This is a genomic window from Duganella sp. GW821-FHT07F09 (genome assembly GCF_059418705.1).
The window spans coordinates 12,390-28,405 of the sequence record NZ_JBWKQJ010000020.1 but is presented as its reverse complement, the minus strand read 5'-3'; the positions used below and the strand labels follow the sequence as shown (position 1 = coordinate 28,405).

The 16,016-nt window shown below is 61.8% G+C and carries 14 protein-coding genes; 7 read left to right on the top strand and 7 right to left on the bottom strand.

What is annotated here, in order from left to right:
- Positions 1 to 358: 358 nt before the first annotated feature.
- From gyrB to dnaA, 3 genes are all read right to left on the bottom strand, one after another.
- The gene (gene gyrB, locus AC07P1_RS31745; RefSeq protein ID WP_363506709.1) at positions 359 to 2,860 is read right to left on the bottom strand and encodes a DNA topoisomerase (ATP-hydrolyzing) subunit B; all 2,502 of its coding nucleotides are present in this window, start codon (positions 2,858 to 2,860) and stop codon (positions 359 to 361) included.
- A gap of 258 nt (positions 2,861 to 3,118) precedes the next feature.
- Positions 3,119 to 4,225, bottom strand: a complete 1,107-nt coding sequence (dnaN, locus tag AC07P1_RS31740; RefSeq protein ID WP_315222734.1) for a DNA polymerase III subunit beta — start codon at positions 4,223 to 4,225, stop codon at positions 3,119 to 3,121.
- Positions 4,226 to 4,321: 96 nt separating this feature from the next.
- A complete protein-coding gene (gene dnaA, locus AC07P1_RS31735) occupies positions 4,322 to 5,719 on the bottom strand; it encodes a chromosomal replication initiator protein DnaA (protein WP_090328089.1) in 1,398 nt (465 codons plus the stop codon).
- A gap of 393 nt (positions 5,720 to 6,112) precedes the next feature.
- Here dnaA and rpmH point away from each other — a divergent pair, with 393 nt between their 5' ends.
- The 6 genes from rpmH (at position 6,113) to AC07P1_RS31705 (ending at position 10,890) form a co-directional block, all read left to right on the top strand.
- Positions 6,113 to 6,247, top strand: a complete 135-nt coding sequence (gene rpmH, locus AC07P1_RS31730; RefSeq protein ID WP_010401996.1) for a 50S ribosomal protein L34 — start codon at positions 6,113 to 6,115, stop codon at positions 6,245 to 6,247.
- A 36-nt stretch (positions 6,248 to 6,283) separates the two neighbouring features.
- Entirely contained in the window at positions 6,284 to 6,766 is a 483-nt protein-coding gene (gene rnpA, locus AC07P1_RS31725) for a ribonuclease P protein component (RefSeq protein WP_494699606.1), read from the top strand.
- On the top strand, positions 6,763 to 7,035 hold the full coding sequence (gene yidD, locus AC07P1_RS31720) for a membrane protein insertion efficiency factor YidD (RefSeq protein WP_363506704.1): 273 nt from the start codon (positions 6,763 to 6,765) through the stop codon (positions 7,033 to 7,035). The genes rnpA and yidD overlap by 4 nt, the downstream gene beginning before the upstream one ends.
- A gap of 11 nt (positions 7,036 to 7,046) precedes the next feature.
- Positions 7,047 to 8,756, top strand: coding sequence for a membrane protein insertase YidC (yidC, locus tag AC07P1_RS31715; protein ID WP_494699583.1), 1,710 nt, complete (start codon positions 7,047 to 7,049; stop codon positions 8,754 to 8,756).
- A gap of 72 nt (positions 8,757 to 8,828) precedes the next feature.
- Positions 8,829 to 10,208: a tRNA uridine-5-carboxymethylaminomethyl(34) synthesis GTPase MnmE gene (mnmE, locus tag AC07P1_RS31710; RefSeq protein WP_494699582.1), complete on the top strand. Its 1,380-nt coding sequence runs from the start codon at positions 8,829 to 8,831 to the stop codon at positions 10,206 to 10,208.
- A gap of 109 nt (positions 10,209 to 10,317) precedes the next feature.
- Positions 10,318 to 10,890, top strand: coding sequence for a Panacea domain-containing protein (locus tag AC07P1_RS31705; protein ID WP_494699581.1), 573 nt, complete (start codon positions 10,318 to 10,320; stop codon positions 10,888 to 10,890).
- 695 nt (positions 10,891 to 11,585) lie between these two features.
- Here AC07P1_RS31705 and AC07P1_RS31700 read toward each other — a convergent pair.
- Both AC07P1_RS31700 and AC07P1_RS31695 read right to left on the bottom strand, forming a co-directional pair.
- Positions 11,586 to 12,554, bottom strand: a complete 969-nt coding sequence (locus AC07P1_RS31700) for an SMP-30/gluconolactonase/LRE family protein (RefSeq protein WP_494699580.1) — start codon at positions 12,552 to 12,554, stop codon at positions 11,586 to 11,588.
- Complete coding sequence (locus AC07P1_RS31695) at positions 12,551 to 13,540, bottom strand: diguanylate cyclase (RefSeq protein WP_494699579.1); 990 nt, start codon at positions 13,538 to 13,540, stop codon at positions 12,551 to 12,553. The genes AC07P1_RS31700 and AC07P1_RS31695 overlap by 4 nt, the downstream gene beginning before the upstream one ends.
- A 389-nt stretch (positions 13,541 to 13,929) precedes the next feature.
- On the opposite strand from AC07P1_RS31695, the gene AC07P1_RS31690 reads away from it, so the two are divergent.
- Positions 13,930 to 14,139 (top strand): hypothetical protein, encoded by a 210-nt coding sequence (locus AC07P1_RS31690; protein ID WP_315222755.1) that lies wholly within the window; start codon positions 13,930 to 13,932, stop codon positions 14,137 to 14,139.
- A gap of 4 nt (positions 14,140 to 14,143) precedes the next feature.
- Here the strand turns inward: AC07P1_RS31690 and AC07P1_RS31685 are convergent, their stop codons facing one another.
- Complete coding sequence (locus tag AC07P1_RS31685) at positions 14,144 to 14,764, bottom strand: Hpt domain-containing protein (protein WP_494699578.1); 621 nt, start codon at positions 14,762 to 14,764, stop codon at positions 14,144 to 14,146.
- Positions 14,765 to 14,880: 116 nt separating this feature from the next.
- On the bottom strand, positions 14,881 to 15,867 hold the full coding sequence (locus AC07P1_RS31680; protein WP_494699577.1) for a CAP domain-containing protein: 987 nt from the start codon (positions 15,865 to 15,867) through the stop codon (positions 14,881 to 14,883).
- Between the last annotated feature and the right edge of the window lie 149 nt (positions 15,868 to 16,016).

The window sequence follows — 16,016 nt, the reverse complement described above, 5'->3', positions numbered from 1 at the left end:
GTCGTCTGTAGGCCCATCCCGTTGATTACTGCGATAAACCCGATACCACCGAATCGGATCAAACTAGTTTTGCGCTTACTGACCCCCGACACACGTTCTGACTCCCTCTAATGGTCGAAGTCGATCCGTTCGCCACATTAAGAACGCCCGGTCATGCCGGGCGGCTTTTAGTTCAATGTCTGCCGAATATTTTAAATTTCTGCGTCACCGATTTTTCATTTGCTGACACTAATCTGACTGCCTTTGCTATCCGACAATACGCTTAACTATTAACCTAAGCTATAGAAACGCATCCCCACATCAAAAACTCTAGGTATGCATCCAAAAATCTCAGATTATGGGTACTACTACACTATAATTAAACGTCAATATTCCCCGCCCGCAGCGCATTATTCTCAATAAACGCCCTACGCGGCTCAACATCATCCCCCATCAGCGTAGTGAAGATCTGATCCGCAGCAATCGCGTCCTCGATCTGCACCTTCAGCAAGCGCCGCACGGTCGGATCCATGGTGGTCTCCCACAGCTGATCCGGATTCATCTCACCCAGACCTTTGTAGCGCTGCTTCGACACAACCCGTTCCGCCTCATCGCGCAGCCACTGCATCGCGTGGTGGAAGTCGACCACGGCCGATTCCTTGGTCCGCTCGCCTTCGCCACGGCTGACGACCGCGCCTTCGCCGATCAAGCCCTTGAACGTGGCGGCCGCGCTGGCCAGCACGTTGTAGTCCGCGCCCTGCACGAAGTCGGCGTCGATCGAGCTGACCTTCACGTTACCGTGATGCATACGCTCGATGCGCAGCGCGTGCTTCTCCGACAGCTCGTCCGAAATCACCGTGACCTTGACGGCGATATCGTTGATCTCCTTCGACAGCGCGGCAGCCGACGTCTCCGCCAGCTCCTGCGTGCTCAGATCCAAGGTCACGCCAGTCATGATGGCGGTCAGCGCGGCGCGGTCGATCACGCGCGTCAGGCGCGTCATGATGACGTTGGCCAGGTTGAACTGGCGCACCAGCTCGGCCAGCGGTTCGCCGACGATCGGGTCGGCGCCTTCGCGCGGCGTCAGCACGGCCGTGTTGAGCGCGACGTTCATCATGTAGGTCGCTTCCTCGGCGTCATCCTTCAGATAACGCTCGTCGCGGCCGGCCTTGACCTTGTACAGCGGCGGTTGCGCGATGTAGATGTGGCCGCGCTCGACCAGTTGCGGCATCTGGCGGTAGAACAGGGTCAGCAGCAGCGTGCGGATGTGGGCGCCGTCGACGTCCGCATCGGTCATGATGATGATGCGGTGGTAGCGCAGCTTTTCGACGTTGAATTCGTCCGGGCCGATCGAGGTGCCGAGCGTGGCGATCAGCGTGGTGATCTGCTCCGACGAGAGCATCTTTTCAAAGCGCGCCTTTTCCACGTTCAAGACCTTACCGCGCAGCGGCAGAATCGCCTGGAACTTGCGGTCGCGGCCCTGCTTGGCGGAGCCGCCTGCGGAGTCACCCTCGACGATGTACAGTTCGCACAGGGCCGGGTCTTTTTCCTGGCAGTCGGCCAGCTTGGCCGACAGGCCCAGGCCGTCCATGATGCCTTTGCGGCGGGTCAGGTCGCGGGCCTTGCGGGCCGCTTCGCGCGCGCGCGCCGCTTCGACGATCTTGCCGCAGATGATTTTGGCGTCGTTCGGTTTTTCCTGCAGGTAGTCGGCCAGGGTCTTGGCGACGATCTCTTCGACCGGGCCGCGCACTTCCGACGACACCAGCTTGTCCTTGGTCTGCGACGAGAATTTCGGCTCGGGCACCTTGACCGACAGCACGCAGGTCAGGCCTTCGCGCATGTCGTCGCCGGAGATTTCTACCTTGGCTTTCTTGGCGAATTCCTGCTCGTCGATGTATTTGTTGATGACGCGGGTCATCGCGGCGCGCAGGCCGGTCAGGTGGGTGCCGCCGTCGCGCTGCGGGATGTTGTTGGTGAAGCACAGCACCTGTTCGTTGTAGGCGTCGTTCCATTGCATCGAGACGTCGACCGAGATGTTGGTGTTCTGGTCCGACATGCGTTCGCCGGTGGCCTGGAACACGGTCGGGTGCAGCACCGTCTTGGCTTTGTTGATGTATTCGACGAAGCCGCGCGTGCCGCCTTCGAAGGCGAAGATTTCTTCCTTGCCGTTGCGCTGGTCGGTCAGCTTGATGTTGACGCCGTTATTCAGGAACGACAGTTCGCGGATGCGCTTGGCCAGGATTTCGTAGTGGAATTCGACGTTGCCGAAGATGGTTTCGTCGGCCCAGAAGTGGACGTCGGTGCCGCGCTTGTCGGTTTCGCCGATGACCTTGATCGGGGAGACGGCGAAGCCGTCCTTCATTTCCAGTTCGCGGTTGACCGGCACGCCGCGGGCGAATTCCATGAAGTGGACCTTGCCGTCGCGGCGGATGGTCAGCTTGAGCGTTTTCGACAGGGCGTTGACGCAGGAGACGCCGACGCCGTGCAGGCCGCCGGAGACCTTGTACGAGTTCTGGTCGAACTTGCCGCCGGCGTGCAGTTCGGTCATGACGATCTCGGCGGCGGAGCGCTTCGGATCGTGCTTGTCGTCCATCTTCAGGCCGGTGGGTACGCCGCGGCCGTTGTCGGTGATCGAGATCGAGTTGTCGGAGTGGATGGTGACGTGGATTTCCGTGCAGTGCCCGGCCAGCGATTCGTCGATCGAGTTGTCCAGCACTTCGAACACCAGGTGGTGCAGGCCCGTGCCGTCCGAGGTGTCGCCGATGTACATGCCGGGACGTTTGCGTACTGCTTCCAGACCTTCGAGGATCTGGATCGATGCTGCGCCGTATTCTTCGGTTGGTACCACTGGGGCTGGATTCTCTGCTGGGATGGCGGACATGGACTGCTTTCTCTGTTTATCTGTTGCTGGTGTTGATTGGGGCCTGCTGGTTTGGCGGATTACGCGCTTCGCGCTAATCCGCCCTACGTGGATCCATGGTCGTTTGGCCGCGGCATCCGCCGCAAGCCGTACCGATCATGTTCCGGGTGTCTCGGCCGCTGTGGCCGCCGCAGGTTTTAATACATCTGGCGGCTCGCGGCGGCGGCGTTGTCCGGAAACACGTAGGGCGGATTAGCCGAAGGCGTAATCCGCCACCTCTTAGATCCGCATCGGCATAACGACATATTTGAAATCGGTGTTATCCGGAATCGAGATCAACGCCGACGAGTTCGAATCGCCCAGGGCGACGTTGATCTGGTCGCACTTGAGGTTGTTGAGCACGTCGAGCAAATAGGTGACGTTGAAGCCGATGTCGACGCTGTCGCCGCCGTAGTCGATCTCCAGTTCCTCGACCGCTTCTTCCTGGTCGGCGTTGGTCGAGCTGATCTTCATGCTGCCCGGCGTGATGATGCAACGCACGCCCTTGAACTTGTCGCTGGTCATGATGGCGGCGCGTTGCAGCGAACGCAGCAGCTCGTCGCGGCCGATCGTGAATTCGTTCTTGTAGCCCTTCGGGATCACGCGCGTGTAATCAGGGAACTTGCCCTCGACCAGCTTCGAGATCAGCTCGATGTCGGCGAAGGTGAGCTTGACCTGGTTGGCGGCGATGTCCAGTTGAACGGTCTCGTCGTTTTCTTCCAGCAGGCGCTGCAGTTCGATGATGGTCTTGCGCGGAATGATCACTTCCTGGCGCTCGAACGATTGCTCGGTCTCGACCTGGCAGAACGCCAGGCGGTGGCCGTCGGTGGCCACGGCGATGACGTTCTTGCCGTCGAGGACCAGCAGCAGGCCGTTCAGGTAGTAGCGGATGTCCTGCTGCGCCATCGAGAAGTGCACCATGTTGAACAGGTGCTTCAACGTTTTCTGCGGCAGGGTGACGCTGGCGCTGTAGCTGTCGGCTTGCTGGACGGTCGGGAATTCCTCGGCGGCCAGGGTTTGCAGCGCGAAGCGCGATTTGCCCGTTTGGACGGTCAGGCGCTTGTTCAGCAGGGTCATCGTCACGTCGCCCGATTCCGGCAGCGCGCGCAGGATGTCGAGCAGCTTGCGCGCGGCGACGGTGGTGCCGGTCACTTCGGCGCCGGAACCGATCGCGGCGTTCGTGGTGATCTGGACTTCGGTGTCGGTCGACAGGAAGGATACGTTCTCGCCGTCTTTGCGGATGAGGATATTGGCCAGAATCGGCATAGTGTGCCGACGCTCGACAATACCACTCACGATCTGCAGTGGCCGGAGAAGGGTATCTCGGGTGGTTTTGACCAATTGCATAGATTATCCTCAGTAGTAAAGATTAACGATATTTCAAGATTAACTTATGTGCAGCTCTGCAGTTCAACCAATCATAATGGCAAAACTAGCGTCCCGCTAGCCCTTCAGTGTTTGTTCCAGCACGTGCAGTTCGTGGTTGCATTCCGGGTTCTTGGTGCGGTCCAAAGCGATCTTGCGCACCGCGTGCAGCACCGTCGTGTGATCCCTTCCGCCGAACAGTTCGCCGATCTCCGGCAGGCTCTTTTGCGTCAGTTCCTTGGCCAGGTACATGGCGATCTGGCGCGGCCGGGCGATGTTGGCCGGGCGGCGCTTGGAGTACATGTCGGCGACCTTGATGTTGAAGAAGTCGGCCACGGTCTTCTGGATGTTTTCCACCGAGATCTGGCGGTTCTGCACCGACAGCAAGTCCTTCAGCGCTTCCTTGACGATGTCGATCGTGATGTCCTTGCCGTGGAAGCGCGAGTACGCCAGGATCTTGCGCAGCGCGCCTTCGAGCTCGCGCACGTTCGAGCGCAGATGCTTGGCGACGAAGAAGGCGACGTCGTCCGAGAACGTAACCCCTTCCTGTTTGGCCTTCTTCAACAGAATGGCGACGCGCATTTCCAGCTCCGGCGGTTCGATCGCGACCGTGAGGCCCGAGTCGAAGCGCGAGATCAGGCGGTCGTCCATGCCGGTGATTTCCTTCGGATACGTGTCCGAGGTGATGATGATCTGTTTCTTGGCGGCGATCAGCGCTTCGAACGCGTAGAAGAACTCTTCCTGCGTGCGGCTTTTGCCTCCGAAGAATTGAATATCATCGATCAGCAGCATGTCGAGCGAGTGATAGTAATGCTTGAAGTCGTCGAAGCCCTTGCGCTGGTAGGCGGTCACCACGTCGCGCACGTACTGCTCGGCGTGGATGTAGCGGATCTTGGCGCCCGGCTGGTCGGCCATCACCTGGTTGCCGATGGCGTGGATCAAGTGGGTCTTACCCAGGCCGACGCCGCCGTAGAAGAACAGCGGGTTGTACGACACGCCCGGGTTGTTGGCGACCTGGATGGCGGCGGCGCGCGCCAGCTGGTTGGCCTTACCGGTCACGAAGCTGTCGAAGGTCAGATCGGTGTTGATGCGGCTTTGCTCGCGGCGCGGCGCGGCCGAGGCCGGCAGCTCGGGCACCGACGGCACCGGATCGGAATTGCGCGGGTGGTTGTTCGGGTTGCCGTCGTTGTAGTCCGGCGCGGGCACCACGGCGGCCGGCTTGCGCGGCATCGACAGGCGCGGGTCGAGCACGAACTGCACCTCGGTCGGCGCTTCCCAGTACTGGCTGGCCAGCGCCGTGATGCGGCTGGCGAACTGCGACTTGACCCAGTCCAGCTTGAAGCGGTTCGGTGCGGCCACACGCAACTTGCCCGCCTCGTAATCGAGTGGGATGAGCGGTTTTATCCACGCGCTAAATTGTTGCGGCGTCAGTTCCAACTCCAACTGTGCGGAGCAGGTCTGCCAGAAATTTTCCATGAATCTTATCTATTCTCTACTGCTGATGAGGGTGTGGACCGGGGCTGTTGCGCCTCGGGTTCGCCACACGTAACGCGCTATTCTACTCTCGCTCGCTAAAGTTATCCACAGGCACGCCGCTTATTTTCATACTTTCGGTGGGGCCGGAATCGCCGCCAAACGGGATCTGTTGTTGACAAGCAGGGCCGAAATGCTGATAATTCAGGGTTCCCCGCCCGTATTCCGTGTTTATTCACTTGAACGTCAATATGGAGTAAGCGTGGATTAGCGGGCGATGAGATGGACCCAGCTGTGCCGGTAGCGTTGGCATGGGTGCGCGAAGTGTCATTGGCACCAAAAATTGACGGGCGCTGGCCCGATTTTGTATTTTTTTCTGCTTTTAGCGAGACCAACATGAAACGTACTTACCAACCTTCCGTCGTGCGTCGTAAACGCACCCACGGCTTCCGCGCTCGTATGGCTACCCGTGGTGGCCGTGATGTGCTCAACGCACGTCGCGCAAAAGGCCGCAAGCGTCTGGCTGTATAAGCCACCTGCTTGTTAGCTGATCGCGTGGAAAGCTGTATTTCAAGCGGCTCGACAGGCGAAGGTTCCCACGACTTCGCGCGCGTTCGGCGTATCGTTAAAACGGATGAATTTTCATCCGTTTTTCGTTTGCGCCCCACGCAAAAAAGCGCGCACTTCGTGCTCTACACCCGTCTGAACGAATTGCCGCATGCGCGGCTGGGCGTCGTGGTGGCCAAGCGCTTCGCGCCCCGGGCCGTCACGCGCAACACGATCAAGCGCGTCACCCGCGAGCTGTTCCGCGTGACCGGCCTGCCCGCCATCGATTGCGTGGTGCGCCTGGCCAAGCCGGTCAACAGCAAGGACGGTCCCGCCACCACTGCGACGCTCAAACGGACGCTGCGGGTGGAATTGGCGCGCCTGTTCGCCGCGCAGGCCAAGTTGTCCGGCCGGCAGGCCGCGCTGGCGGCTTCGCCCGCAGTGGCATCGGCGCCGCCGGCGGCCTTGCCTTCGGCCGCCACGCCTCCACTTACGCCGTCATGACCAAGTTGCTCCGCTTCCTGCTGCGCGCCTACCAGCTGACCATCAGTCCGCTGTTGGGGCCGCGTTGCCGCTTCTATCCGAGCTGCTCGAACTACGCGCTGGAAGCGTTGCAGGTGCATGGGGCGGGCAAGGGCAGCTGGCTGGCCGCCAAACGCGTGTGCCGCTGCCATCCGTTCAACGACGGCGGTTTCGATCCGGTGCCTCCGAAGGACGCGCCGGATGCCAAGAATTCCTCTTCAACGACCGCTTGCGGTTGCAACCACTCCTGATAAATACCCTAATGGATATCAATAAACGTACCATCCTGTGGATCGTGTTTGCCGTGTCGCTGGTAGTTCTATGGAACAACTGGATGGTCTCGACCGGCCAGCCTTCCATGTTCGCCCCGGCCCCGGCCCAAACCGCCAAGGCGCCCGAGGCGAAGAAATCGGAACTGCCGACCGCCGCCACGGCCGAGGCGACCGCCGGCGCCGCCGCATTGCCGGGCGCGACCGCCGCGACCGGCGCGGACGCGCCGTTCAAGAGTGAGCGCATCACCGTAACGACCGACCTGTTCAAGGTCGACATCGACACCCTGGGCGGCACCATCCGCCGCCTGGAGCTGCTCAACTACAAGGACGGCGTCGACACCCACAAGAACCAGGTGCTGTTCGACATCGACAGCGCCACCGGCAAAACCTATCTGGGCCAGACCGGCCTGATCGGCGCGCCCGGCCTGCCGAACCACACCACCGGCTTCGTCGCCAAGCCAGGTCCGCGCACGCTCGACGGCGCCAACCAAGTGCAACTGGTGCTGGAATCGGAGCAGGGCGGCGTCAGGCTGACCAAGACCTTCACCTTCAAGCGCGGCGACTACGTCATCGACGTGCGCCACGACGTCACCAACGTCGGCACCGCGCCGGTCAAGCCCGAGCTGTACCTGCAGCTGGTCCACGACGGCAACAAGCCGGCCGGCGACTCGTTCTTCAACAGCAGCTACACCGGCCCGACCTTGTACACGGCGGCCGACAAGTATCACAAGCTGAAGTTCGAAACGCTGGAGAAGGACGCCGAGTCCGCCGCCAAGTCGGGCAAGGACCTGATCCAGGAGCATCCGACCAAGGCCGACAATGGCTGGGTCGCGATCTCGCAGCACTTCTTCGTCTCGGCCTTCGTGCCGCAGGATAAGACCCCGCGCACGATCTTCACCAAGAAAGTGACGACCAACCAGTACGCGATCGGCACCATCCAGCCGCTGGGCACCCTGGCGCCGGGCGCCACCGTGTCGAACACCGCCAAGCTGTATTCCGGCCCGCAGGAAGAAAAGCTGCTGGAAAAAGTTACCCCTGGCCTGGAACTGGTCAAGGACTACGGCATGTTGACCGTGATCGCCAAGCCGATCTTCTGGGTCATGGTGCATATCCACCAGGTGCTGGGCAACTGGGGCTGGACCATCATCGTCTTCACGATCCTGATCAAGCTGCTGTTCTTCCCGCTGTCGGCCGCCGGTTACAAGAGCATGGCCAAGGTCAAGCTGGTCACGCCGAAGATGCAAGCCATCCGCGAGCGCTACAAGGGCGACCCGGCCAAGATGAACCAGGCCACGATGGAATTGTACAAAACCGAGAAGATCAATCCGCTGGGCGGCTGTCTGCCGATCCTGGTGCAGATGCCGGTCTTCATCGCGCTGTACTGGGTGCTGCAAGCGTCGGTGGAAATCCGCGGCGCGCCGTGGATCGGCTGGATCACCAACCTGGCCGCGCCGGACCCATGGTTCATCCTGCCGGTGCTGTACGCGATCTCGATGTACATCACCACCAAGCTGAACCCGGCGCCGGCCGACCCGATGCAAGCGAAGATCATGCTGTTCATGCCGCTGGCGTTCTCGGTCATGTTCTTCTTCTTCCCGTCCGGCCTGGTGCTGTACTGGGTGGTCAACAACGTGCTGTCGATCGGTCAACAGTATGTGATCACCAAGAAGTATGCGACGCCGGAGCCCGCCAAGGCGTAATCCTTAGCGTTTAGTGTTGCCAGGAAGCCCGTGTTGATCGCGGGCTTTTTTTATATCCTCTACAATTAGCCCATGAATATCGACTCCTCCCCTATCGCCGCCATCGCCACCGCACCGGGACGCGGCGGCATCGGCGTCGTGCGCGCCTCCGGCAAGAATTTGCAACCGCTGATCGCCGCGCTGTTCGGCGCCACCGCGTTGAAGCCGCGCAACGCCACCTACATCCCGTTCACGCAGGCCGACGGCGGCATCATCGACCAGGGCATCGCGATCTGGTTCAAGGGACCGAACTCGTACACAGGGGAGGATGTGCTGGAGTTGCAGGGGCATGGCGGACCGATCGTGCTGCAACTGCTGCTGGCGCGCGTGCTGGAAGCGGGCGCCGAGCTGGGCCTGCGTCTGGCCGAGCCGGGCGAATTCACTCGCCGCGCCTATCTGAACGACAAGCTCGATCTGGCGCAGGCGGAGGCGGTGGCCGATCTGATCGACGCGTCGACGGAGGCGGCGGCCAAGTCGGCGTCGCAATCGCTGTCGGGCGTGTTTTCCAAGACGGTCAACAAATTGGTCGAGGGCGTGACCGGGTTGCGCATGCTGGTCGAGGCGACGTTGGATTTCCCGGAGGAGGAGATCGACTTCCTGGAGAAATCGGATGCGCGCGGACAGCTGGCCGGCATCGTCAGCGCGCTGGACCAGGTGTTCAAGCAGGCGGCGCAGGGAGCGCTGTTGCGCGAGGGCTTGAGCGTGGTGCTGGTGGGCCAGCCGAACGTCGGCAAATCGTCGCTGCTCAACGCGCTGGCCGGTTCCGACGTCGCCATCGTCACGCCGATCGCCGGCACCACGCGCGACAAGGTCACCGAAATGATCCAGATCGAAGGCATACCGCTCAACATCATCGACACGGCCGGCATCCGCCATGCGGACGAGACGGTGGACGTGGTCGAGCGCATCGGTATCGAGCGCACCTGGGGCGAGGTCGGCAAGGCGGACGTGATTCTGCATTTGCTGGACGCCGACCACGGGCCGTCGCGCGCGGATGAAAACATCGTCGCCGCCTTCCCGGCTGGCGTGCCGGTGCTGCGCATCTGGAACAAGATCGATTTGTCGGGCCACAAGCCGAGTGTAGATGCGATGCCGGATGCGACGCATGTGTATCTGTCGGCGCACGAGAACATCGGCATCGACCTGCTGCGCAAGGAACTGCTGCGCATCGCCGGCTGGCAGCAGACAGGCGAATCGCTGTACCTCGCGCGCGAGCGGCACCTGATCGCTTTGAAGAACGCCGGCGCGCATCTGGAGCGTGCAGGGGAGCACGCGGCGCAAAACGATCAGTCGCTGGATTTGTTCGCGGAGGAGTTGCGTCTGGCGCAGGCGCAGCTGTCGAGCATCACGGGCGCGTTCTCTTCGGATGATTTGCTGGGGGTGATCTTCAGCCGCTTCTGTATCGGCAAATAAACTCCGGGGTCAGGTCCACCATTGCTACACGGGCTCGGCCTTTGATCGGTAAATTCCGAATCGGCGGCGCGGCCAATGTGGCGCCTCCCAACCATGCTAATATCGGGCGATGAAACCCGAACTTGCCAGATCCCGCATAAGGAACGCCATCCTATTCTTTGCGAAGAATACGGAAGCGTGCAGCAAAATCAAACTCTTTAAATTGCTGTATCTGCTCGACTTCGAGCACTTCAAGCTAACCGGCAAAAGTGTGACGGGATTTGAGTACGAAGCATGGAAGTTTGGACCAGTTCCCGTAGATCTCATGCAGGAATGGGAAATGTTGGGCGAGGATCTGAGTGCCGTCGTCGATATCGTGCCGGAAAAGGTTATTGATTACACGCGCGAAACGGTCAAACCACGCGAGGGCGTGGATTTTGTCGATGAGGATTTCACGCCTAGGCAAATTTCTATCATGGAAGAGCTTGCCGCACGATTTAAAACCACTCGTTCGCCCACCATGATCGATGTTACTCATGCTCAAAATGGAGCATGGGATCGGGTTTGGAATGAGGGGGCGGGCGCCAGAACGGTCATACCGTACGAACTTGCAATCTCAGCTGACGACCCACATCGCGAAGCTATTCTTGAGTATGCGAACGAGTCGAAGGGGATTGCACGTCGGGCTTCGGCCGAAAGGTAATTTTCAATGCCAGCGGTCGGTGAAATTTGGCGCCATGCCCAGTTCTATCCCGACCCTGACACGGGTGAGTTACTGCCAAAGTTCTTATTGGTTTTAGCGGTCCGCAGTGACGGCGATGTTGTCTATCGTCTTCTACAAGCCGTGCGCATGGCCGCCCGATGATTCCGCCCTGCAATCACAATCCGCCGTATCCTAGTTTTTTTCTTGGTGTGATTACGCCAGGAGGCCAGTTGCCGCTTGATACCTGGCTCGACTTGCGCGAGATCGAGGATGATTATGACGCACGGAAATTTGCGGACGACTTGGATGCGGGTATTTTGACTTTCGTCGAGGGACTTCCACTGCCTGTGCTTTGCGCCGCGCTTGCTTGTGCGGCTTACGCACCAGATACGCTAAAGCGACAGAAAAATTCCATAATGGATGCGAAGCACGCTTTAGGGTGTCCCGGGTAGTTCCTTTGGGACCGACATTGCTATACGTGCTTAGTCTTGGGCCGCCGACGGAGCCTGTCGGATTACGCTGCGCTAATCCGACCTACGTGTTTTAGATTTTGGTTGGGATTGTGGCCGCAGAGATGCGGTTCGGATCGTTGTCTGGATTTCAGTTCGAGCTGAGGAGCGGATTTTGATTTGGATCGCGGGCCAGGTTCCTGTTTCAGATCCCGGCCCGCATTGCGGTTCGGATTTCCCGCGCGCTTAGTACGGCAAGCCGCTGACGTTCAACGCGATCTTCCACACCGACCCGGCACCGGTGATGAACAAGGTCTTGCCATCCGAACCGCCGAACGCCGCATTGGTGACATTCGCATCCACCTTGATCGTGGCGATGTGCTTGCCCTGCGGCGTGAATACGCGGATGCGCTGGTCCGTGTGCTCGGTGACGTAGACGTTGCCATGGCAGTCGACCGCCATGCCGTCCGGGACGCCCAGGCCATTGACCAGGTCGCGTCCCTTGCCAGGCTTGCCGCCGGCGATAGGATACGCGCGCAGTACGCCTTTTTCGCCAACCATACCGTTCACATACAGTACGTCCCCTGCCGGCGACAGCGATACGCCGTTCGGATTGGTGAGCGTGTCGTCCACCACCGTGACCGTGCCATCAACCGCGACGCGGTACACGCGCGTCTTGTCCTGCCCGCCCGGTGCGGCGTCGCGCTGGAAGGCCGGGTCGCTGAAGTACAAGGTGCCATCGGCGGCCAGCGCCATGTCGTTCGGCGAGTTGAAGACGTTGCCGTTGTACTTGGCCACCACATCGCTGCGCTTGCCATCCATCGTGTAGCGCGAGACGCTTTTGTATTTGTGCGTGGCCGCCAGGATGTTGCCCTGCGCGTCGACCGCCAGGCCGTTGCTGCCGCTGTCGGCGATCAGGGTGGTGACCTTGCCGCCGGCGTCGAGCTTCTGGATGCGCGACGGGAAGCCCGGCCCGAACGTGAAGTCCGAGAAATACAGCGCGTCCTTGATCCATACCGGACCTTCATACAACCCCGGCTCCGACCGCGTGGGATTGGCGGCGACGATGCGCTGCGCGGTCAGTTCGCCGGACGGCGCGGCGCCGGTGCAGGCGGTCGGCGCGGCGAAGGCGGCCGGGGAGGTAAAGGCCACCAGGGTGGTGGCAACGGCGGCGGACAGAATCGATGCGAAAGTGAAGGCAGGGCGAATTTTCATGCGTTGGTTTCTTCCAGTTTGTGAACGATGACGCAATCGCGTCCGGCGTGTTTGGCGGCGTACAGGCAGCTGTCGGCGGCGGCCAGCATGGTTTCGGCGGTGTACAGCCGGTCCTTGACGAAGCTGGCCACGCCGATGCTCATTGTCACATACGGACGCATCGCGGCGGGCGCGTGCGTGACCTCCAGTGCGGCGATGCGCGCGCGGATGGCCTCGGCAACCTGCGCTGCCTGCTCCGGTCCGGTGTCGGGCAGCACGGCGCCGAATTCCTCGCCGCCGTAGCGCGCGGCCAAATCGGCCGGCCGCTGCAGCATGGCGGCGAACGCTTCCGCGACCAGGGTCAGGCAGGCGTCGCCCTGCTGGTGGCCGAAGTGGTCGTTATAGGCCTTGAACGAGTCGATATCCATCAGCAGCAGCGACAGCTGGCCGCCGTTGCGCTGGGCGCGCCGCAGCTCGCGGTCGAGCGCGACGTCGAAGTGGCGCCGGTTGGCGATGCCGGTCAGGCCGTCCACGTACGATTGCGCGCGCAGCGCCTCGGCCTGGCCGCGCAACTGCCGCTCGCGCCCGACGGTGCTGCTGATGTCGCTCACCTGGATCAGGCAAAACCGTTCCTTGCCTTCGGTGAACGGCGTTACCGACACTGCCTGCTCGATGCGCTCGCCGCCCCAGGTGCCGGTCGGGAACAGGGGGAAGGGCGAGCGGTTCAGCCCCGGCGACAGCTGCTGCGGCGTCTTGCTCTGCATCGCGCTGTGCACGGCCTGCTCCAGCCGCTGGCCGCGCAACTCCGGAAACACGTCGAACAGGTCGCTGCCGAGCACCCGGTGCGAAGATTGACCCGAGTGGCTGGCCATCCACTGGTTCCACAGGACGATGCGCTGCCCGGCGTCGAGCACGATCAGGCCGAGGTCGGCGAGCGCCAGCGCGCGGGTGGACAAGTGGGTGTGGCCCGCCGTGGCAGGCGGGGAAGCATGAACAGTTTCAGGCATTCGAACTTTCCAGGCGGGAATGATAATGGTGCAATGATTATAAGCCGCCCGGCCCGCTGTGGGGCCGCCGAGGATGCCCTGAAGCCACAATTTCGCAGCGACTTACTATCATTTTCGACTTTTCAATTAAAAAATATTTATCCCCTATGAGCGCCCTCGGGGAGCGCGATGCGCGGCGCTGGAGAAGTGTCGTTTGGGCGCATTTTTTGCCGATCCGGCGGCTGTGGCCGGTTCTCCGAACCTGCTATGATTGATTCGTCGCAGATGAGTGTTCGGTTTCCAACACATGCTTCGAAACCGGCACGGCCTTGAGAATTCTCATGCTTGAGATATTCCGCTGAAGTAACCTTGCAACGTTGACTTGGGCACTGCCTGGAACGGAGGGGATCGTGGAACCGACACAAGAAAGCGTACCGGACGACGGCGCTGGCACGGCGCCCCCGGCGATGGCGGCGCCCGTCTCGCCGGCCCGCACGCGGCAGATGCTGCCGCCCAAGGGCTCGTGCTGGTACTGCGAGAAGCCGCTCGACAACGTCAAACGTTTCTGCGACAAGGAATGCGCCGACGCCTTCGACGAAGAGAAAGAATATACGCGCTGAGGACTTAGCCCTTCGCCGCCTGCAGCACCGCCAGCGCCGCCTCGAAGTCGAACTGATGCGCCGCCTCGGTCACCTCCTGAAACACCGCCACTCCCAAGCTTGCCGCGAGCACCGTCGCCGAGTGTTCCAGCACATCGATCGCCGCGCCGTCGCCTTCTTCCAGCAGCCTGGCCAGATGCTGCACCAGCATGCGCGTCTCCGGTGGATGCTGGCCGGCGGCGGTCGGCTCCGCCGGCGGTTGCTCGTCGGCCGCGTGCAATTCGGCGTCGATCGCGCCCATCAGGCAGCGCAGCGCATGCTCCAGCTGCGCCAGCGGCCCCATGCACAGTGCCGCCGGTCCCGCGCAGGCTTGTTCCAGATTGGCCGCCAATAGATACACCTGCTGGGCGCCGATCATGCCGGCTGCGCCCTTGAGGGTATGGATGATGCGTTGCGCGCCGGTGGCGTCGCCGGCCGTCAACTCGTTGCGCGCCTGGTTGGCGCTGTCCTGATAGCGTTGCCGGAAGCGGCGCAGGATCTGCAGATAGAGGGCGCGGTCGCCCATTAACTGCTGCAAGCCGGTTTCCACTTGCAGGATATGGCCCTCGGCGTGAACCGGTGAGGCAGGCATGCTGGAAAATGTCATGGGCGGTGCGTTATCGCGGATCGGTGGTTGGTCGGAAGCCGTACGGAGCTATATCGAAGCCGTACCATAGCAGACCTTACCGGCCGCAACAACGCATGGGCCGCCCTCGCGGCGGGTCACTGCCGGGTCGTGAACGACCATGTGCGCGGCGCCGCCACGCCGTTCACCGTGCCGTCGAAGCTGACGTCGTAGACCGTGCCCCGGCGAAGCGGCGCCAGTGGGATGATCGCGGCCACCTCGGGCGCGGTGCGCGAATCGGTTGCTCTGCTGAGCAGAAGCGTATTCAGCGCCGCGCCGCCGCGCGGCGCGATGGTGAAGCTGCGCACCACCACGCCGGCGCCGCCCCGGCCGCTGTCGGAGTGGACGCTGATCGGGTAGCCCACCTCGTTCTGGTTCGCCACGGGATCGGGGGATTCGGTATCGCTGAAGAAATTGATCGGGATGTTGGTCTGGTTGTTGACCGGGTAATTGACCAGCCTGCCCGCGCCGATGCCGGCGCCCAGGCCGTTGGTCGCCGTCAGGTCGGCGGTGAAATAGGTGTAGCCGCCGGGGACGGTGGTGGCGCCGGTGCCGACTTCCTTGAAGACGGGTTCGAACATCACGAAGCGGTGATAGATCGCGGTGATCAGTTCCTCCGCCTGGTAGAAGCCGGAGGTGTCCGTCGTGGCGGAGATGACTTCGCCGATTGCGTAGCCGCCCGTCAGCGCATAGCCGACCGCGCTGAGGCGGTTGGTCAGGGTGGCGCCGGTGAATCCCGGCGCGCCCACGGTTTGATCGTGGCTGACGGTGTTGTTCAGGCGCAGATAGTTGGAATGCCCCAGCGCGGCCGTATCGACCTGGCTGTTACGCGTCAGCACCGACAAACCCAGCTGGGCGCGCCGGTAATTGAGCCAGTTGAAGCCGTCCAGGGCGGTGTTGCCGGTCAGCGTGGGCGCGCCGGGTTCCTGCGGCGTCGGGGTGTTCGGGGTGGTCGAGGTCGTTGGCGCAGTCTCGTTGCTGTTTCCGCCGCCTCCGCCGCCGCAGCCCGCCAGCAGCGCGGCGATCAGCAGCATTGCCGCCGGCAACGGGGGGAAGGGAAGTTGCCGGTGCTTATGGTTTGCCATGTTGAAAACTCCTGTGCGTATGGGCCTTTCGCCCGGACTGGCTACCGCGATTCTAAGCCAGATTGCGCGGTCGCGGCACGCAATCTGCTAGCCGGGCCGCTTCGTACGGGACGGCTTGCGTAAAATGGTAAGCTAACCGTTCAGCCAGC